General features: G+C 46.6%; 7 protein-coding genes, 9 tRNA genes and 6 rRNA genes. All 22 read left to right on the plus strand.

Annotation, left to right across the window (positions count from 1 at the left end; genetic code table 11):
- Nucleotides 1-305 precede the first annotated feature (305 nt).
- The 22 genes from MKY18_RS00495 (at nucleotide 306) to MKY18_RS00600 (ending at nucleotide 20,297) form a co-directional block, all read left to right on the plus strand.
- Nucleotides 306-1,854 (plus strand): 16S ribosomal RNA (locus tag MKY18_RS00495).
- Between the two features lie 182 nt (nucleotides 1,855-2,036).
- Nucleotides 2,037-4,967, plus strand: a 23S ribosomal RNA gene (locus tag MKY18_RS00500).
- A gap of 61 nt (nucleotides 4,968-5,028) precedes the next feature.
- Nucleotides 5,029-5,144: ribosomal RNA gene (rrf, locus tag MKY18_RS00505) — 5S ribosomal RNA — on the plus strand.
- Nucleotides 5,145-5,936: 792 nt separating this feature from the next.
- Nucleotides 5,937-6,012 (plus strand) — tRNA-Val (locus MKY18_RS00510).
- 33 nt (nucleotides 6,013-6,045) lie between these two features.
- Nucleotides 6,046-6,121 (plus strand) — tRNA-Thr (locus tag MKY18_RS00515).
- Nucleotides 6,122-6,158: 37 nt separating this feature from the next.
- A tRNA-Lys gene (locus tag MKY18_RS00520) sits at nucleotides 6,159-6,234 on the plus strand.
- A gap of 7 nt (nucleotides 6,235-6,241) precedes the next feature.
- Nucleotides 6,242-6,324, plus strand: a tRNA-Leu gene (locus MKY18_RS00525).
- Nucleotides 6,325-6,354: 30 nt separating this feature from the next.
- A tRNA-Gly gene (locus tag MKY18_RS00530) sits at nucleotides 6,355-6,426 on the plus strand.
- Between the two features lie 12 nt (nucleotides 6,427-6,438).
- Nucleotides 6,439-6,524, plus strand: a tRNA-Leu gene (locus tag MKY18_RS00535).
- Between the two features lie 11 nt (nucleotides 6,525-6,535).
- Nucleotides 6,536-6,612: transfer RNA gene (locus MKY18_RS00540), tRNA-Arg, on the plus strand.
- 7 nt (nucleotides 6,613-6,619) lie between these two features.
- A tRNA-Pro gene (locus MKY18_RS00545) sits at nucleotides 6,620-6,696 on the plus strand.
- Nucleotides 6,697-6,704: 8 nt separating this feature from the next.
- Nucleotides 6,705-6,780: transfer RNA gene (locus MKY18_RS00550), tRNA-Ala, on the plus strand.
- A gap of 126 nt (nucleotides 6,781-6,906) precedes the next feature.
- A 16S ribosomal RNA gene (locus tag MKY18_RS00555) occupies nucleotides 6,907-8,455 on the plus strand.
- Nucleotides 8,456-8,637: 182 nt separating this feature from the next.
- Nucleotides 8,638-11,568 (plus strand): 23S ribosomal RNA (locus MKY18_RS00560).
- Nucleotides 11,569-11,629: 61 nt separating this feature from the next.
- Nucleotides 11,630-11,745, plus strand: a 5S ribosomal RNA gene (gene rrf / locus MKY18_RS00565).
- The 16S, 23S and 5S rRNA genes sit together here with 9 tRNA genes alongside, the layout of an rRNA operon.
- Nucleotides 11,746-11,923: 178 nt before the next feature.
- Nucleotides 11,924-12,388, plus strand: coding sequence for a CtsR family transcriptional regulator (locus MKY18_RS00570; protein WP_060697832.1), 465 nt, complete (start codon nucleotides 11,924-11,926; stop codon nucleotides 12,386-12,388).
- Between the two features lie 14 nt (nucleotides 12,389-12,402).
- Nucleotides 12,403-12,960 carry a UvrB/UvrC motif-containing protein gene (locus MKY18_RS00575; protein WP_034620770.1) on the plus strand — a complete coding sequence of 186 codons (558 nt, stop codon included), beginning with the start codon at nucleotides 12,403-12,405 and terminating at the stop codon, nucleotides 12,958-12,960.
- Nucleotides 12,961-12,964: 4 nt separating this feature from the next.
- Nucleotides 12,965-14,056, plus strand: a complete 1,092-nt coding sequence (locus tag MKY18_RS00580; protein WP_065097645.1) for a protein arginine kinase — start codon at nucleotides 12,965-12,967, stop codon at nucleotides 14,054-14,056.
- On the plus strand, nucleotides 14,053-16,488 hold the full coding sequence (clpC, locus tag MKY18_RS00585; RefSeq protein ID WP_034665649.1) for an ATP-dependent protease ATP-binding subunit ClpC: 2,436 nt from the start codon (nucleotides 14,053-14,055) through the stop codon (nucleotides 16,486-16,488). Before MKY18_RS00580 ends, clpC begins: the two co-directional genes overlap by 4 nt.
- A 93-nt stretch (nucleotides 16,489-16,581) precedes the next feature.
- Nucleotides 16,582-17,961 (plus strand): DNA repair protein RadA, encoded by a 1,380-nt coding sequence (gene radA, locus MKY18_RS00590; protein ID WP_034620767.1) that lies wholly within the window; start codon nucleotides 16,582-16,584, stop codon nucleotides 17,959-17,961.
- Between the two features lie 2 nt (nucleotides 17,962-17,963).
- Nucleotides 17,964-19,043, plus strand: coding sequence for a DNA integrity scanning diadenylate cyclase DisA (gene disA / locus MKY18_RS00595; protein WP_106066797.1), 1,080 nt, complete (start codon nucleotides 17,964-17,966; stop codon nucleotides 19,041-19,043).
- A 153-nt stretch (nucleotides 19,044-19,196) separates the two neighbouring features.
- Nucleotides 19,197-20,297: a PIN/TRAM domain-containing protein gene (locus MKY18_RS00600; RefSeq protein ID WP_185108910.1), complete on the plus strand. Its 1,101-nt coding sequence runs from the start codon at nucleotides 19,197-19,199 to the stop codon at nucleotides 20,295-20,297.

The raw sequence follows: 20,297 nt of genomic DNA on the forward strand, positions 1-20,297 counted from the left end.
TATTTTTCATAAAATGAAACTTTTTTTAAAAAAACTATTGCAAGGAAAGAATCAAGATGGTATATTATTATTCGTTGCCGCAAAACAGCAACGAGGTTAAAAAAAGAAATTGAAAAAAATTCTTGACTTTAACCAATACGAAATGTTAAGATATTAAAGTCGCTTACGAGCGATAACGAAAATGATCTTTGAAAACTAAACAAGACAAAACGTACCTGTTAATTCGAGTTTTATAAAAAAATCCTATGAAACATCATGGGTAGTCAGTCAAACGCTGACGAAAAACAAAACTTCGGTTTTGTACTTTTTCGGAGAGTTTGATCCTGGCTCAGGACGAACGCTGGCGGCGTGCCTAATACATGCAAGTCGAGCGAACAGAAGGGAGCTTGCTCCCGGATGTTAGCGGCGGACGGGTGAGTAACACGTGGGTAACCTGCCTGTAAGACTGGGATAACTCCGGGAAACCGGAGCTAATACCGGATAGTTCCTTGAACCGCATGGTTCAAGGATGAAAGACGGTTTCGGCTGTCACTTACAGATGGACCCGCGGCGCATTAGCTAGTTGGTGGGGTAATGGCTCACCAAGGCGACGATGCGTAGCCGACCTGAGAGGGTGATCGGCCACACTGGGACTGAGACACGGCCCAGACTCCTACGGGAGGCAGCAGTAGGGAATCTTCCGCAATGGACGAAAGTCTGACGGAGCAACGCCGCGTGAGTGATGAAGGTTTTCGGATCGTAAAGCTCTGTTGTTAGGGAAGAACAAGTGCGAGAGTAACTGCTCGCACCTTGACGGTACCTAACCAGAAAGCCACGGCTAACTACGTGCCAGCAGCCGCGGTAATACGTAGGTGGCAAGCGTTGTCCGGAATTATTGGGCGTAAAGGGCTCGCAGGCGGTTTCTTAAGTCTGATGTGAAAGCCCCCGGCTCAACCGGGGAGGGTCATTGGAAACTGGGAAACTTGAGTGCAGAAGAGGAGAGTGGAATTCCACGTGTAGCGGTGAAATGCGTAGAGATGTGGAGGAACACCAGTGGCGAAGGCGACTCTCTGGTCTGTAACTGACGCTGAGGAGCGAAAGCGTGGGGAGCGAACAGGATTAGATACCCTGGTAGTCCACGCCGTAAACGATGAGTGCTAAGTGTTAGGGGGTTTCCGCCCCTTAGTGCTGCAGCTAACGCATTAAGCACTCCGCCTGGGGAGTACGGTCGCAAGACTGAAACTCAAAGGAATTGACGGGGGCCCGCACAAGCGGTGGAGCATGTGGTTTAATTCGAAGCAACGCGAAGAACCTTACCAGGTCTTGACATCCTCTGACAACCCTAGAGATAGGGCTTTCCCTTCGGGGACAGAGTGACAGGTGGTGCATGGTTGTCGTCAGCTCGTGTCGTGAGATGTTGGGTTAAGTCCCGCAACGAGCGCAACCCTTGATCTTAGTTGCCAGCATTTAGTTGGGCACTCTAAGGTGACTGCCGGTGACAAACCGGAGGAAGGTGGGGATGACGTCAAATCATCATGCCCCTTATGACCTGGGCTACACACGTGCTACAATGGACAGAACAAAGGGCTGCGAGACCGCAAGGTTTAGCCAATCCCATAAATCTGTTCTCAGTTCGGATCGCAGTCTGCAACTCGACTGCGTGAAGCTGGAATCGCTAGTAATCGCGGATCAGCATGCCGCGGTGAATACGTTCCCGGGCCTTGTACACACCGCCCGTCACACCACGAGAGTTTGCAACACCCGAAGTCGGTGAGGTAACCTTTATGGAGCCAGCCGCCGAAGGTGGGGCAGATGATTGGGGTGAAGTCGTAACAAGGTAGCCGTATCGGAAGGTGCGGCTGGATCACCTCCTTTCTAAGGATATATGGAGCAGTGTGCGTTTTCGTCTTGTTTAGTTTTGAAGGATCATTCCTTCAAAACATGTCTCTAACGAGACAGGATTGTTCTTTGAAAACTAGATAACAATAAGTAATACATTCACATTGAATGCAATGCAAAGTTCATCACACATAGTGATTCTTTCTAAAGTAAGAAATGGTTAAGTTAGAAAGGGCGCACGGTGGATGCCTTGGCACTAGGAGCCGATGAAGGACGGGACGAACACCGATATGCTTCGGGGAGCTGTAAGCAAGCTTTGATCCGGAGATTTCCGAATGGGGAAACCCACTGCTCGTAATGGAGTAGTATCCATACTTGAATACATAGAGTATGAGAAGGCATACCCGGGGAACTGAAACATCTAAGTACCCGGAGGAAGAGAAAGCAAATGCGATTCCCTGAGTAGCGGCGAGCGAAACGGGAACAGCCCAAACCAAGAGGCTTGCCTCTTGGGGTTGTAGGACACTCTATACGGAGTTACAAAGGAACGATATAAGCGAAGAGGTCTGGAAAGGCCCGCCAAAGAAGGTAACAGCCCTGTAACTGAAATGTTGTTCTCTCCAGAGTGGATCCTGAGTACGGCGGAACACGTGAAATTCCGTCGGAATCCGGGAGGACCATCTCCCAAGGCTAAATACTCCCTAGTGACCGATAGTGAACCAGTACCGTGAGGGAAAGGTGAAAAGCACCCCGGAAGGGGAGTGAAATAGATCCTGAAACCGTGTGCCTACAAGTAGTCAGAGCCCGTTAAAGGGTGATGGCGTGCCTTTTGTAGAATGAACCGGCGAGTTACGATCCCGTGCAAGGTTAAGCAGAAGATGCGGAGCCGCAGCGAAAGCGAGTCTGAATAGGGCGCATGAGTACGTGGTCGTAGACCCGAAACCAGGTGATCTACCCATGTCCAGGGTGAAGTTCAGGTAACACTGAATGGAGGCCCGAACCCACGCACGTTGAAAAGTGCGGGGATGAGGTGTGGGTAGGGGTGAAATGCCAATCGAACCTGGAGATAGCTGGTTCTCTCCGAAATAGCTTTAGGGCTAGCCTCAAGGTAAGAGTCTCGGAGGTAGAGCACTGATTGGACTAGGGGCCCCTACCGGGTTACCGAATTCAGTCAAACTCCGAATGCCGATGACTTATCCTTGGGAGTCAGACTGCGAGTGATAAGATCCGTAGTCGAAAGGGAAACAGCCCAGACCGCCAGCTAAGGTCCCAAAGTATACGTTAAGTGGAAAAGGATGTGGAGTTGCTTAGACAACCAGGATGTTGGCTTAGAAGCAGCCACCATTTAAAGAGTGCGTAATAGCTCACTGGTCGAGTGACTCTGCGCCGAAAATGTACCGGGGCTAAACGTATCACCGAAGCTGCGGACTGTTCTTACGAACAGTGGTAGGAGAGCGTTCTAAGTGCTGTGAAGTCAGACCGGAAGGACTGGTGGAGCGCTTAGAAGTGAGAATGCCGGTATGAGTAGCGAAAGACGGGTGAGAATCCCGTCCACCGAATGCCTAAGGTTTCCTGAGGAAGGCTCGTCCGCTCAGGGTTAGTCGGGACCTAAGCCGAGGCCGAAAGGCGTAGGCGATGGACAACAGGTTGATATTCCTGTACCACCTCCTCACCATTTGAGCAATGGGGGGACGCAGGAGGATAGGGTAAGCGCGGTATTGGATATCCGCGTCCAAGCAGTTAGGCTGGGAAATAGGCAAATCCGTTTCCCGTGAAGGCTGAGCTGTGATGGCGAGCGAAATTTAGTAGCGAAGTTCCTGATTCCACACTGCCAAGAAAAGCCTCTAGCGAGGTGAGAGGTGCCCGTACCGCAAACCGACACAGGTAGGCGAGGAGAGAATCCTAAGGTGATCGAGAGAACTCTCGTTAAGGAACTCGGCAAAATGACCCCGTAACTTCGGGAGAAGGGGTGCTTCTTAGGGTGTTAAAGCCCCGAGAAGCCGCAGTGAATAGGCCCAGGCGACTGTTTAGCAAAAACACAGGTCTCTGCGAAGCCGTAAGGCGAAGTATAGGGGCTGACGCCTGCCCGGTGCTGGAAGGTTAAGAGGAGCGCTTAGCGTAAGCGAAGGTGCGAATTGAAGCCCCAGTAAACGGCGGCCGTAACTATAACGGTCCTAAGGTAGCGAAATTCCTTGTCGGGTAAGTTCCGACCCGCACGAAAGGCGCAACGATCTGGGCACTGTCTCAACGAGAGACTCGGTGAAATTATAGTACCTGTGAAGATGCAGGTTACCCGCGACAGGACGGAAAGACCCCGTGGAGCTTTACTGCAGCCTGATATTGAATGTTGGTACAGCTTGTACAGGATAGGTAGGAGCCTTGGAAACCGGAGCGCTAGCTTCGGTGGAGGCATCGGTGGGATACTACCCTGGCTGTATTGACCTTCTAACCCGCTGCCCTTATCGGGCAGGGAGACAGTGTCAGGTGGGCAGTTTGACTGGGGCGGTCGCCTCCTAAAATGTAACGGAGGCGCCCAAAGGTTCCCTCAGAATGGTTGGAAATCATTCGCAGAGTGTAAAGGCACAAGGGAGCTTGACTGCGAGACCTACAAGTCGAGCAGGGACGAAAGTCGGGCTTAGTGATCCGGTGGTTCCGCATGGAAGGGCCATCGCTCAACGGATAAAAGCTACCCCGGGGATAACAGGCTTATCTCCCCCAAGAGTCCACATCGACGGGGAGGTTTGGCACCTCGATGTCGGCTCATCGCATCCTGGGGCTGTAGTCGGTCCCAAGGGTTGGGCTGTTCGCCCATTAAAGCGGTACGCGAGCTGGGTTCAGAACGTCGTGAGACAGTTCGGTCCCTATCCGTCGCGGGCGCAGGAAATTTGAGAGGAGCTGTCCTTAGTACGAGAGGACCGGGATGGACGCACCGCTGGTGTACCAGTTGTTCTGCCAAGGGCATCGCTGGGTAGCTATGTGCGGACGGGATAAGTGCTGAAAGCATCTAAGCATGAAGCCCCCCTCAAGATGAGATTTCCCATTCCGCAAGGAAGTAAGATCCCTGAAAGATGATCAGGTTGATAGGTCTGAGGTGGAAGCGTGGTGACACGTGGAGCTGACAGATACTAATAGATCGAGGACTTAACCTATATTCTAATGTGAAGCTTGAACATTGTTATCTAGTTTTGAGAGAACATTCTCTCCATCAGGTTTGGTGGCGATAGCGAAGAGGTCACACCCGTTCCCATACCGAACACGGAAGTTAAGCTCTTCAGCGCCGATGGTAGTTGGGGGTCTCCCCCTGTGAGAGTAGGACGCCGCCAAGCTTTTCTAAGGATCAGTTCCATAAGGAACTGGTCTTTTTTGTGTTTTTGAAAAAATTACTTCTATTAAATCACTTTGTAAAGTGAGAAGTGATGATGTAGTAAGCCTCATCGATCAATTAATCCTTCCGTTCGTCTCACTTTCATGTATTCTCATTGAACGACGGAGCTGTTGTGTGGATCGGTCGTTCAATTCGTTTAGGATGAAAATCAAAACATAGAAAGCAGCCAATAAGAATTTTCTTTGGCATCCAGATACAGAGGGCTTTTTAGAGACACACTAGATAACTGAGTATTGCCAAAGAACATATAGCACCTTCAGTTAATTTTTTCACCCGCTCTAAGTAAGAACAAGAAAGAATCAACAAACAACTTGTTGCCCCAGTAACACTTTAATATTGAAGATAGTAAAGAACAGCATCATTTACGGATATTTTCACACGAAAATGATTTCTCAGAAAAATAAAATAATAAAAGATTCCCCTTCTCTAGATGATTTGTATGAGAAGATATATTGAATAAAACAAGCATATAAAAAGCATGAAAAGGGTCATTTCACACCAATAAAGCTTTATTAGAGCGGTTTTTAACAAAAAAACATAAAAAAATGAAAAAAAGACTTTTAAAATGATGAGACAAGTGGTAAACTTCTTTAGGTGCCTTAATGAAAAGATGAAAAAAACAACGTTAAAATAAATTCGAAAATTATTTTAAAAAAGTCTTTACAAACAATATCTTATCATTATATAATACTACTTGTCGGATCGAGAGACATTCGAAATGACAACACAATATGGAGGATTAGCTCAGCTGGGAGAGCATCTGCCTTACAAGCAGAGGGTCGGCGGTTCGAGCCCGTCATCCTCCACCATATTTATTCTTACATAATGTTGGGATAGATAAAGCCGGTGTAGCTCAACTGGTAGAGCAACTGACTTGTAATCAGTAGGTTGGGGGTTCAAGTCCTCTTGCCGGCACCACTTTCATATGGTAAGATAGACAAGTCGCTTTTAAAGCGAGCCATTAGCTCAGTTGGTAGAGCATCTGACTTTTAATCAGAGGGTCGAAGGTTCGAGTCCTTCATGGCTCACCATTTTCATGCGGGTGTGGCGGAATTGGCAGACGCGCTAGACTTAGGATCTAGTGTCTTTATGACGTGGGGGTTCAAGTCCCTTCACCCGCATAGCCAAATAAAATAAAGAAATCCTGTAATGCGGAAGTAGTTCAGTGGTAGAACACCACCTTGCCAAGGTGGGGGTCGCGGGTTCGAATCCCGTCTTCCGCTTATACCATCCACGCCGGGGTGGTGGAATTGGCAGACACACAGGACTTAAAATCCTGCGGTAGGTGACTACCGTGCCGGTTCAAGTCCGGCCCTCGGCATTATACAATAAGCGCCCGTAGCTCAATTGGATAGAGCGTTTGACTACGGATCAAAAGGTTAGGGGTTCGACTCCTCTCGGGCGCGCCATTAAGATCGGGAAGTAGCTCAGCTTGGTAGAGCACTTGGTTTGGGACCAAGGGGTCGCAGGTTCGAATCCTGTCTTCCCGACCATCTTTTATGGGGCCTTAGCTCAGCTGGGAGAGCGCCTGCCTTGCACGCAGGAGGTCAGCGGTTCGATCCCGCTAGGCTCCACCAATATGATCTTTGAAAACTAAACAAGACAAAACGTACCTGTTAATTCGAGTTTTATAAAAAAATCCTATGTTATATCATAGGTAGTCAGTCAAACGCTGACGAAAAACAAAACTTCGGTTTTGTACTTTTTCGGAGAGTTTGATCCTGGCTCAGGACGAACGCTGGCGGCGTGCCTAATACATGCAAGTCGAGCGAACAGAAGGGAGCTTGCTCCCGGATGTTAGCGGCGGACGGGTGAGTAACACGTGGGTAACCTGCCTGTAAGACTGGGATAACTCCGGGAAACCGGAGCTAATACCGGATAGTTCCTTGAACCGCATGGTTCAAGGATGAAAGACGGTTTCGGCTGTCACTTACAGATGGACCCGCGGCGCATTAGCTAGTTGGTGGGGTAATGGCTCACCAAGGCGACGATGCGTAGCCGACCTGAGAGGGTGATCGGCCACACTGGGACTGAGACACGGCCCAGACTCCTACGGGAGGCAGCAGTAGGGAATCTTCCGCAATGGACGAAAGTCTGACGGAGCAACGCCGCGTGAGTGATGAAGGTTTTCGGATCGTAAAGCTCTGTTGTTAGGGAAGAACAAGTGCGAGAGTAACTGCTCGCACCTTGACGGTACCTAACCAGAAAGCCACGGCTAACTACGTGCCAGCAGCCGCGGTAATACGTAGGTGGCAAGCGTTGTCCGGAATTATTGGGCGTAAAGGGCTCGCAGGCGGTTTCTTAAGTCTGATGTGAAAGCCCCCGGCTCAACCGGGGAGGGTCATTGGAAACTGGGAAACTTGAGTGCAGAAGAGGAGAGTGGAATTCCACGTGTAGCGGTGAAATGCGTAGAGATGTGGAGGAACACCAGTGGCGAAGGCGACTCTCTGGTCTGTAACTGACGCTGAGGAGCGAAAGCGTGGGGAGCGAACAGGATTAGATACCCTGGTAGTCCACGCCGTAAACGATGAGTGCTAAGTGTTAGGGGGTTTCCGCCCCTTAGTGCTGCAGCTAACGCATTAAGCACTCCGCCTGGGGAGTACGGTCGCAAGACTGAAACTCAAAGGAATTGACGGGGGCCCGCACAAGCGGTGGAGCATGTGGTTTAATTCGAAGCAACGCGAAGAACCTTACCAGGTCTTGACATCCTCTGACAACCCTAGAGATAGGGCTTTCCCTTCGGGGACAGAGTGACAGGTGGTGCATGGTTGTCGTCAGCTCGTGTCGTGAGATGTTGGGTTAAGTCCCGCAACGAGCGCAACCCTTGATCTTAGTTGCCAGCATTTAGTTGGGCACTCTAAGGTGACTGCCGGTGACAAACCGGAGGAAGGTGGGGATGACGTCAAATCATCATGCCCCTTATGACCTGGGCTACACACGTGCTACAATGGACAGAACAAAGGGCTGCGAGACCGCAAGGTTTAGCCAATCCCATAAATCTGTTCTCAGTTCGGATCGCAGTCTGCAACTCGACTGCGTGAAGCTGGAATCGCTAGTAATCGCGGATCAGCATGCCGCGGTGAATACGTTCCCGGGCCTTGTACACACCGCCCGTCACACCACGAGAGTTTGCAACACCCGAAGTCGGTGAGGTAACCTTTATGGAGCCAGCCGCCGAAGGTGGGGCAGATGATTGGGGTGAAGTCGTAACAAGGTAGCCGTATCGGAAGGTGCGGCTGGATCACCTCCTTTCTAAGGATATATGGAGCAGTGTGCGTTTTCGTCTTGTTTAGTTTTGAAGGATCATTCCTTCAAAACATGTCTCTAACGAGACAGGATTGTTCTTTGAAAACTAGATAACAATAAGTAATACATTCACATTGAATGCAATGCAAAGTTCATCACACATAGTGATTCTTTCTAAAGTAAGAAATGGTTAAGTTAGAAAGGGCGCACGGTGGATGCCTTGGCACTAGGAGCCGATGAAGGACGGGACGAACACCGATATGCTTCGGGGAGCTGTAAGCAAGCTTTGATCCGGAGATTTCCGAATGGGGAAACCCACTGCTCGTAATGGAGTAGTATCCATACTTGAATACATAGAGTATGAGAAGGCATACCCGGGGAACTGAAACATCTAAGTACCCGGAGGAAGAGAAAGCAAATGCGATTCCCTGAGTAGCGGCGAGCGAAACGGGAACAGCCCAAACCAAGAGGCTTGCCTCTTGGGGTTGTAGGACACTCTATACGGAGTTACAAAGGAACGATATAAGCGAAGAGGTCTGGAAAGGCCCGCCAAAGAAGGTAACAGCCCTGTAACTGAAATGTTGTTCTCTCCAGAGTGGATCCTGAGTACGGCGGAACACGTGAAATTCCGTCGGAATCCGGGAGGACCATCTCCCAAGGCTAAATACTCCCTAGTGACCGATAGTGAACCAGTACCGTGAGGGAAAGGTGAAAAGCACCCCGGAAGGGGAGTGAAATAGATCCTGAAACCGTGTGCCTACAAGTAGTCAGAGCCCGTTAAAGGGTGATGGCGTGCCTTTTGTAGAATGAACCGGCGAGTTACGATCCCGTGCAAGGTTAAGCAGAAGATGCGGAGCCGCAGCGAAAGCGAGTCTGAATAGGGCGCATGAGTACGTGGTCGTAGACCCGAAACCAGGTGATCTACCCATGTCCAGGGTGAAGTTCAGGTAACACTGAATGGAGGCCCGAACCCACGCACGTTGAAAAGTGCGGGGATGAGGTGTGGGTAGGGGTGAAATGCCAATCGAACCTGGAGATAGCTGGTTCTCTCCGAAATAGCTTTAGGGCTAGCCTCAAGGTAAGAGTCTCGGAGGTAGAGCACTGATTGGACTAGGGGCCCCTACCGGGTTACCGAATTCAGTCAAACTCCGAATGCCGATGACTTATCCTTGGGAGTCAGACTGCGAGTGATAAGATCCGTAGTCGAAAGGGAAACAGCCCAGACCGCCAGCTAAGGTCCCAAAGTATACGTTAAGTGGAAAAGGATGTGGAGTTGCTTAGACAACCAGGATGTTGGCTTAGAAGCAGCCACCATTTAAAGAGTGCGTAATAGCTCACTGGTCGAGTGACTCTGCGCCGAAAATGTACCGGGGCTAAACGTATCACCGAAGCTGCGGACTGTTCTTACGAACAGTGGTAGGAGAGCGTTCTAAGTGCTGTGAAGTCAGACCGGAAGGACTGGTGGAGCGCTTAGAAGTGAGAATGCCGGTATGAGTAGCGAAAGACGGGTGAGAATCCCGTCCACCGAATGCCTAAGGTTTCCTGAGGAAGGCTCGTCCGCTCAGGGTTAGTCGGGACCTAAGCCGAGGCCGAAAGGCGTAGGCGATGGACAACAGGTTGATATTCCTGTACCACCTCCTCACCATTTGAGCAATGGGGGGACGCAGGAGGATAGGGTAAGCGCGGTATTGGATATCCGCGTCCAAGCAGTTAGGCTGGGAAATAGGCAAATCCGTTTCCCGTGAAGGCTGAGCTGTGATGGCGAGCGAAATTTAGTAGCGAAGTTCCTGATTCCACACTGCCAAGAAAAGCCTCTAGCGAGGTGAGAGGTGCCCGTACCGCAAACCGACACAGGTAGGCGAGGAGAGAATCCTAAGGTGATCGAGAGAACTCTCGTTAAGGAACTCGGCAAAATGACCCCGTAACTTCGGGAGAAGGGGTGCTTCTTAGGGTGTTAAAGCCCCGAGAAGCCGCAGTGAATAGGCCCAGGCGACTGTTTAGCAAAAACACAGGTCTCTGCGAAGCCGTAAGGCGAAGTATAGGGGCTGACGCCTGCCCGGTGCTGGAAGGTTAAGAGGAGCGCTTAGCGTAAGCGAAGGTGCGAATTGAAGCCCCAGTAAACGGCGGCCGTAACTATAACGGTCCTAAGGTAGCGAAATTCCTTGTCGGGTAAGTTCCGACCCGCACGAAAGGCGCAACGATCTGGGCACTGTCTCAACGAGAGACTCGGTGAAATTATAGTACCTGTGAAGATGCAGGTTACCCGCGACAGGACGGAAAGACCCCGTGGAGCTTTACTGCAGCCTGATATTGAATGTTGGTACAGCTTGTACAGGATAGGTAGGAGCCTTGGAAACCGGAGCGCTAGCTTCGGTGGAGGCATCGGTGGGATACTACCCTGGCTGTATTGACCTTCTAACCCGCTGCCCTTATCGGGCAGGGAGACAGTGTCAGGTGGGCAGTTTGACTGGGGCGGTCGCCTCCTAAAATGTAACGGAGGCGCCCAAAGGTTCCCTCAGAATGGTTGGAAATCATTCGCAGAGTGTAAAGGCACAAGGGAGCTTGACTGCGAGACCTACAAGTCGAGCAGGGACGAAAGTCGGGCTTAGTGATCCGGTGGTTCCGCATGGAAGGGCCATCGCTCAACGGATAAAAGCTACCCCGGGGATAACAGGCTTATCTCCCCCAAGAGTCCACATCGACGGGGAGGTTTGGCACCTCGATGTCGGCTCATCGCATCCTGGGGCTGTAGTCGGTCCCAAGGGTTGGGCTGTTCGCCCATTAAAGCGGTACGCGAGCTGGGTTCAGAACGTCGTGAGACAGTTCGGTCCCTATCCGTCGCGGGCGCAGGAAATTTGAGAGGAGCTGTCCTTAGTACGAGAGGACCGGGATGGACGCACCGCTGGTGTACCAGTTGTTCTGCCAAGGGCATCGCTGGGTAGCTATGTGCGGACGGGATAAGTGCTGAAAGCATCTAAGCATGAAGCCCCCCTCAAGATGAGATTTCCCATTCCGCAAGGAAGTAAGATCCCTGAAAGATGATCAGGTTGATAGGTCTGAGGTGGAAGCGTGGTGACACGTGGAGCTGACAGATACTAATAGATCGAGGACTTAACCTATATTCTAATGTGAAGCTTGAACATTGTTATCTAGTTTTGAGAGAACATTCTCTCCATCAGGTTTGGTGGCGATAGCGAAGAGGTCACACCCGTTCCCATACCGAACACGGAAGTTAAGCTCTTCAGCGCCGATGGTAGTTGGGGGTCTCCCCCTGTGAGAGTAGGACGCCGCCAAGCTTTTCTAAGGATCAGTTCCATAAGGAACTGATCTTTTTTTGTGTTTTTGAGAGGTTTGACACCATATAAATGTGGAAATAATATTCTTAGTTGAGCGATTATCTTGAAAAATCGACCGAAAAAATTTATAGTAAGATTAAAGTCAAATATAGTCAAAGTCAATGGAGGAGGAGGCGGAGTGGCACAAAATATTTCTGATATCATCGAGCAGTATTTGAAAGAAGTCTTGGATCAGAATGGTCGAGAAATATTAGAAATTAAGCGCAATGAAATTGCAGATAAGTTTCAATGCGTACCTTCACAAATTAACTATGTTATCAATACACGCTTTACGAGCGAGAGAGGCTATATCGTTGAAAGTAAGCGTGGCGGCGGTGGCTATATCCGCATCATTAAAGTCAAAATGAATGATGAAGTCGACTTATTGAACAACATTATTTCCCAAATATATCATCGTTTATCACAGGCTGCCTCTGATCATATCATCATGCGTCTTGTCGAAAATAACATTTTATCTGAAAGAGAAGCAAAGATGATGATCAGTGTCATGGACCGTTCTGTTTTGCACATTGATTTACCTGAACGGGATGAATTGCGGGCTCGGATGATGATAGCGATGTTAAATGCTTTGAAATTAAAGTAAAGCGGGTGAAAAGATTGATTTGTCAAGAATGCAATGAGAGACCAGCCACTTTTCACTTTACGAAAGTTATAAATGGAGAAAAACAGGAAATGCACATATGTGAACAATGTGCAAAAGAAAATAGTGATTCATATGCTATGAGTGGAAACCAAGGTTTCTCGATTCACAACTTATTATCGGGTTTATTGAATATTGATCCTAGCTTTACCACAAGTGCGAATAAGGGATCATCTATTTTTCAAGAAGCAAGAGAAGTGGATCAATGTCCTAAGTGTGGCTTAACCTTTCAACAATTCAGAAAAACAGGCCGTTTTGGCTGTGCAGAATGCTACCGTTCATTTGATCAGTATCTGAACCCTGTTTTAAGGAAAGTCCATAGTGGAAATACAGTCCATCATGGAAAAGTGCCTAAACGGATTGCCGGCAGTCTTCATGTGCGCCGGAAACTTGAGTTGATGCAGCAAGAACTGAAGCAGTTAATTGAACAAGAAGAGTTTGAAAAAGCAGCGGAAGTTCGAGATCAAATTCGTGCATTAGAGCATGAACAATCTCAGCAGAGGGAGGGAGATTAACAACATGTCGCTCCAGCATTTTATTCAAGACGCTTTAAGTCAATGGATGAAACAAAAAGGACCAGAAAGTGACATTGTTCTAAGCAGTCGAATCAGGCTAGCACGAAACCTAGAGCATGTTCGTTTCCCAACTCAGTTTTCTCAGGAAGAGGCTGAAGCTGTTCTCAAGCAATTCGAGCAAAAGTTTGCTAGCCAGGAAGTGAAGGACATCGGAAACTTTGTTCTGATTCGAATGAATGAAACGCAGCCTTTAGCAAAGAGAGTACTTGTTGAAAAGCATTTGATCAGCCCAAACTTAGCAGAATCAAGATTTGGTGGTTGTTTGCTTTCTGAAAATGAAGAAATCAGTGTGATGCTGAATGAAGAAGACCATATTCGGATCCAATGCTTATTCCCAGGATTCCAACTAGCCAATGCACTGAAAGCGGCTAACCAGGTAGATGACTGGATTGAAGAGCAAGTGGATTATGCGTTTTCTGAAAAACGAGGATACTTAACAAGCTGTCCAACCAATGTAGGTACAGGTATTAGGGCTTCGGTCATGATGCATTTACCAGCTTTAGCCCTCACAAGACAAATGAACCGAATAATTCCGGCGATTAATCAATTAGGTCTTGTCGTCAGAGGAATTTATGGTGAAGGCAGCGAAGCAATAGGGAACATCTTTCAAATTTCAAATCAAATGACACTTGGTCAATCAGAAGAGGATATTGTAGATGATTTAAATAGTGTGACCGCTCAGCTCATTGAACAAGAGCGATCTGCAAGAAAAGCGTTATATCAAACATCTAAAATTGAACTTGAGGACAGAGTGTACCGTTCGTTAGGGATTTTGTCCAATTGTCGCATGATTGAATCAAAGGAAACAGCTAAGTGTTTGTCAGATGTGCGCCTTGGAATTGATTTAGGTATCATTAAGGGGCTTTCAAGTAATATACTGAATGAACTCATGATTTTGACACAGCCTGGCTTTCTTCAACAATATTCTGGAGGAGCTTTGGAGCCAAATGAACGAGATATAAAACGAGCAGCGATTATTAGAGAAAGGCTGCGTTTAGAAATGCATAGGAATGGACAGGAGGATGAAACGATATGATGTTTGGAAGATTCACTGAAAGAGCTCAAAAGGTATTAGCACTTGCACAAGAAGAAGCCATTCGCCTAGGCCATAAGAACATTGGTACTGAACACATTTTACTTGGTCTAGTACGTGAGGGTGAGGGCATCGCCGCAAAAGCGTTAGAAGCACTGGGCCTTGTTTCAGATAAAATCCAAAAAGAAGTCGAAAGCTTGATTGGAAGAGGGCAAGAGGTGTCTCAAGCTATTCCTCATTATACGCCTAGAGCGAAGAAGGTCACGGAGCTTTCAATGGATGAAGCAAGAAAGCTAGGTCATTCCTATGTAGGGACAGAACATATTCTATTAGGTCTTATTCGCGAGGGAGAGGGTGTAGCTGCCCGCGTTTTAAATAACCTCGGAGTGAGCTTAAATAAAGCACGTCAGCAAGTCCTGCAGCTGCTTGGCAGCAATGAAACAGGTGCATCTGCCGCTGGTTCTAATAGCAATGCAAATACACCAACATTAGATAGCTTGGCAAGAGATTTAACAGCTATTGCGAAAGAAGACAGCTTGGACCCAGTCATTGGACGAAGCAAAGAAATTCAGCGTGTCATTGAGGTACTAAGCAGAAGAACAAAAAATAACCCTGTGCTAATTGGTGAGCCTGGTGTTGGTAAAACAGCCATCGCTGAAGGTCTTGCACAGCAAATTATTCATAATGAAGTGCCTGAAATCCTGCGCGATAAACGAGTGATGACACTTGATATGGGAACCGTTGTAGCGGGTACGAAATATCGTGGTGAATTTGAGGATCGTTTGAAAAAAGTCATGGACGAAATTCGTCAGGCAGGAAATATCATTCTCTTCATTGATGAGCTTCATACACTGATTGGTGCTGGTGGAGCAGAGGGTGCGATTGACGCATCTAACATTCTCAAACCATCCTTAGCACGTGGAGAGCTTCAATGTATCGGGGCGACAACGTTAGATGAGTACCGTAAATATATTGAAAAGGATGCTGCGCTTGAACGACGTTTCCAGCCAATTCAAGTAGATCAGCCATCTGTTGATGAAAGTATTCAAATCTTAAGAGGTCTTAGAGATCGTTATGAGGCACATCACCGTGTGTCCATCACAGATGAAGCGATTGAGGCGGCGGTGAAGCTGTCTGACCGTTATATTTCTGATCGTTTCCTTCCAGATAAGGCGATTGATTTAATTGATGAGGCAGGTTCGAAAGTCCGTTTACGTTCTTTCACAACACCGCCTAACCTAAAAGAACTAGAGCAAAAGCTAGATGAAGTACGCAAGGAAAAGGATGCGGCTGTTCAAAGTCAAGAATTTGAAAAAGCAGCTTCTCTTCGCGATACAGAGCAGCGTTTGCGTGAAAAAGTAGAAGTCACCAAGAAATCTTGGAAAGAAAAGCAAGGACAGGAGAATTCAGAGGTATCAGTTGATGATATCGCAATGGTTGTCTCTAGCTGGACGGGAGTGCCTGTTTCAAAAATTGCCCAAACAGAAACAGATAAGCTTCTGAATATGGAACAATTACTCCATTCTCGTGTAATCGGGCAGGATGAAGCGGTTGTCGCTGTAGCAAAAGCTGTGAGACGTGCGCGTGCTGGTCTAAAAGATCCAAAACGTCCAATCGGCTCATTTATCTTCTTAGGCCCAACAGGGGTTGGTAAAACGGAGCTTGCAAGAGCACTCGCAGAGTCTATTTTCGGTGATGAAGAAGCGATGATCCGTATCGATATGTCTGAATACATGGAGAAACACTCTACATCTAGACTTGTGGGGTCACCTCCAGGGTATGTTGGCTATGAAGAAGGCGGACAACTGACTGAAAAAGTGAGAAGAAAACCTTATTCTGTTGTGCTTTTAGACGAGATTGAAAAGGCGCATCCAGATGTATTCAACATCTTACTGCAAGTGTTAGAGGATGGTCGTCTGACTGATTCTAAAGGGCGTACCGTTGACTTTAGAAATACGATTTTGATCATGACATCCAACGTTGGAGCTAGTGAACTGAAGCGAAATAAATATGTTGGCTTTAACGTGCAGGATGAAGGTCAAAATTACAAAGATATGAAAGGCAAAGTGATGGGCGAGTTGAAACGTGCGTTTAGACCAGAATTCATCAACCGTATTGATGAAATCATTGTCTTCCATTCACTTGAAAAGAAACATTTAAAAGAGATCGTTTCTCTCATGTCTGATCAATTGACGAAACGATTAAAAGAACAAGACCTTTCAATTGAATTGACAGAAGCAGCAAAAGCGAAGATTGCCGACGAAGGTGTAGACCTTGAGTACGGTGCGCGTCCGTTAAGAAGAGCGATTCAAAAGCATGTGGAGGATCGACTTTCTGAGGAGCTTCTGAAGGGTAATATTGAAAAAGGTCAACATATCGTATTAGATGTGGAAGATGGAGAAATTGTCGTAAAAACGACGGCTGCTACGAACTAATATAGTAAGAAAAAAGTGTGAGGCATACCAGTCAGGTGTATGCCTCCCTTTACTTATTTTCTGACCAGTATAAGGAGTTGTATTCTTCAATCTATGGCTAAGACAAAATCAAAATTTATATGCCAATCGTGCGGTTATGAGTCAGCCAAATGGATGGGGAAATGTCCAGGCTGCGGCACGTGGAACAGTATGACAGAAGAGGTCGTTCGCAAAGAGCCGGCAAACCGTCGAAGTGCTTTTAATCATTCTGTTCAAACCATTCAAAAACCTTCACCTATATCTGCAATTGAAACATCTGATGAACCCCGAATCAAAACGAATTTAGAAGAATTTAACCGAGTATTAGGAAGTGGAATTGTCAAAGGCTCTCTTGTTCTCATTGGCGGAGATCCTGGGATTGGGAAGTCCACATTATTATTACAAGTATCAGCACAGCTCTCAGACAAAAATCAGAATGTATTATACATATCTGGTGAGGAGTCCATTAAACAAACGAAGCTAAGAGCGGACCGCCTTGGCATAAAAAGCACCTCTTTACATGTTTTGGCTGAAACCGATATGGAGTATATAACGTCTGCTATACAAGAGATGAAACCCGCTTTTGTCGTGGTGGATTCGATTCAAACCGTTTATCAAAGCGATATTACGTCAGCTCCTGGGTCTGTATCTCAAGTGAGAGAATGTACAGCACAGCTGATGAAGATTGCCAAGACAAATGGTATTCCAATATTTATCGTTGGTCACGTGACCAAAGAAGGCTCGATCGCAGGTCCACGCCTTTTAGAGCATATGGTGGACACGGTTCTTTATTTTGAAGGCGAGCGTCACCATACGTTTCGTATCTTGCGTGCGGTGAAAAACCGATTTGGTTCGACGAATGAACTAGGGATTTTTGAAATGAGAGAGGAAGGGCTCACGGAAGTATTAAACCCATCCGAAATTTTCTTAGAAGAACGTTCGGCAGGTGTATCTGGTTCGTGTGTTGTTGCCTCAATGGAAGGAACAAGACCTGTTCTTGTCGAAATACAAGCATTAATTTCACCGACAAGCTTCGGAAATCCGCGTAGAATGGCCACTGGTCTTGATCATAATCGAGTGTCACTACTCATGGCGGTTTTAGAAAAACGTGTTGGACTACTGCTGCAAAACCAGGATGCGTATTTAAAGGTCGCAGGCGGTGTGAAGCTTGACGAACCAGCAATTGACTTGGCCATTGCGGTCAGCATTGCATCGAGCTTTAAAGACGCAGCGCCGCATCAAGCGGATTGCTTTATAGGAGAGGTCGGTTTGACGGGAGAAGTCAGAAGAGTATCAAGAATTGAACAGCGTGTGCAGGAAGCTGCGAAACTAGGATTTAAGCGAATGTTTATTCCTCAGGCGAATATAGATGGATGGAAAAAGCCGAGAGGGATTGAGTTAGTTGGTGTAGAAAATGTAGCGGAGGCACTTCGAATTTCACTAGGGGGATCATAGAAATGGAAAAAGAGAAAAAAGGAGCGAAAGAACTCGATCTCTTAGATATCGTACAGTTTGTGGCACCAGGGACACCTCTTCGGGCTGGGATCGAAAATGTCCTGAGAGCCAATACTGGCGGGCTTATTGTTGTTGGTTATAACGACAAAGTAAAGAGTGTTGTCGATGGAGGATTTCACATTAATTCTGCCTTCTCTCCAGCACACTTATATGAATTGGCGAAAATGGATGGGGCCATTATTTTAAGCGATTCTGGTCAAAAGATCTTGTATGCGAATACACAGCTCATGCCAGATGCAACCATCCATTCATCGGAAACGGGCATGAGACACCGTACTGCTGAACGTGTAGCGAAGCAGACAGGTTGCTTAATCATTGCGATTTCTGAACGGAGGAATGTCATTACCTTATACCAAGGGAATCGTCGTTACACGCTGAAAGATATTGGTTTTATTTTAACGAAGGCCAACCAAGCCATACAAACACTTGAGAAATATAAAACCATTTTAGATCACGCCATTTCTGCGCTAAGCGCCCTAGAATTTGAAGAGCTTGTGACCTTTGGTGATGTATTATCCGTGCTGCATCGTTACGAGATGGTGCTTAGAATCAAAAATGAAATCAATATGTATATCAAAGAGCTCGGAACAGAAGGACATTTGATCCGTCTGCAAGTCAATGAATTGATTACAGATATGGAGCAGGAAGCGGCTTTATTTATTAAAGATTACGTGAAAGAAAAAATTAAAGATCCGTATGTTCTGCTTAAACAGCTCCAAGATATGTCTAGCTTTGAGCTTTTAGATGACTCCATTCTGTACAAGTTACTTGGCTATCCAGCTTCTACAAATATTGACGAATATGTGTACACAAGAGGCTATAGATTGCTTCACAAAATCCCTAGATTGCCTATGCCAATCGTCGAAAACGTGGTTGAAGCGTTCGGTGTGTTAGATCGAATTATGGAAGCAGATGTACAAGATTTGGATGAAGTAGAAGGAATTGGAGAAGTAAGAGCGAAAAAGATAAAAAAAGGATTAAAGAGGCTGCAAGAAAAACATTATATCGACCGACAGCTGTAAGAAGAGAAATTTTCTCTAAACACGGTTAAAAATGGATGAATATGGGTATATTAATGATGCTTTTGTTTTCTATTGATCATGATAGGAAACTTAAACATATATCAATGTCAGGTGAGGGTGGATTGACAGATGAAAAATAAAGGAGGTGAAGGTATGTTAAAAAGAATCGTTCAGGCGTTTTTTATCATTTTTGGTGCAGTTGTAGGGATTTTTATCATTCCAGAGTTATTTCTGCTGTTAAATGTAAAGGACATACCTTTTATAACAAATGCTTACTCTTCAGCACTAATAGGAGCCGCTGTGTTCTTTATCATCGGTAAATGGTGCACAGGCTATGTGGTTAATTGGGTGAAATGGATCGAGGATTCTCTATTAAAGGCGCCTCTTCCTGATCTTATTTCTGGAAGTTTCGGATTAGTATTTGGACTTATTCTAGCATATCTTATTGTAAACGTGATCCCGCTAAACAATATCCCATATCATATTTTTGGTACTATTATTCCGATTTTCCTGGCTTTCTTTTTAGGATACCTTGGATTTCAGGTAGGGTTTAAAAAGAAGGATGAAATGATGGGGCTGTTCTCCCGATCTGCAAAGGTCACCAAGAAAAAAGGAGCAGCCGATGATGAACCTGAAATAGAAGATAAAAAGCTGAAAATTTTAGACACAAGTGTTATCATTGATGGAAGAATCGCAGATATTTGTCAAACTGGATTCTTAGAAGGTGTCATGGTCATTCCTCAATTTGTGCTCGAGGAATTACAGCATATTGCAGACTCTTCTGATGTATTAAAGAGAAATAGAGGCCGAAGAGGTCTTGATATTTTAAATCGTATTCAAAAAGAATTAGATATCAAAGTTGAAATTTACGAAGGTGACTTTGAAGACATTCAAGAGGTTGATAGCAAGCTTGTGAAGCTCGCTAAATTAACTTCAGGTGTTGTTGTGACAAATGATTTTAATTTAAATAAAGTATGCGAACTTCAAAAAGTAGCAGTGTTAAACATCAATGATCTAGCCAATGCGGTGAAACCGGTTGTGCTGCCTGGGGAAGAAATGAAGGTACAGGTCATTAAAGATGGGAAAGAGCATAACCAAGGTGTTGCTTACTTAGATGACGGTACGATGATTGTGGTCGAAGAAGGACGCAATTACATTGGAAAAGACATCGAAGTGCTCGTCACAAGTGTGCTGCAGACTGCTGCTGGAAGAATGATTTTTGCGAAGCCAAAACTTCTGGAGAAGGCGCTCTAA

Origin of the sequence: Bacillus sp. FSL R7-0672 (assembly GCF_038601465.1) — a bacterium.
Taxonomy (GTDB): domain Bacteria; phylum Bacillota; class Bacilli; order Bacillales; family Bacillaceae; genus Bacillus; species Bacillus pumilus.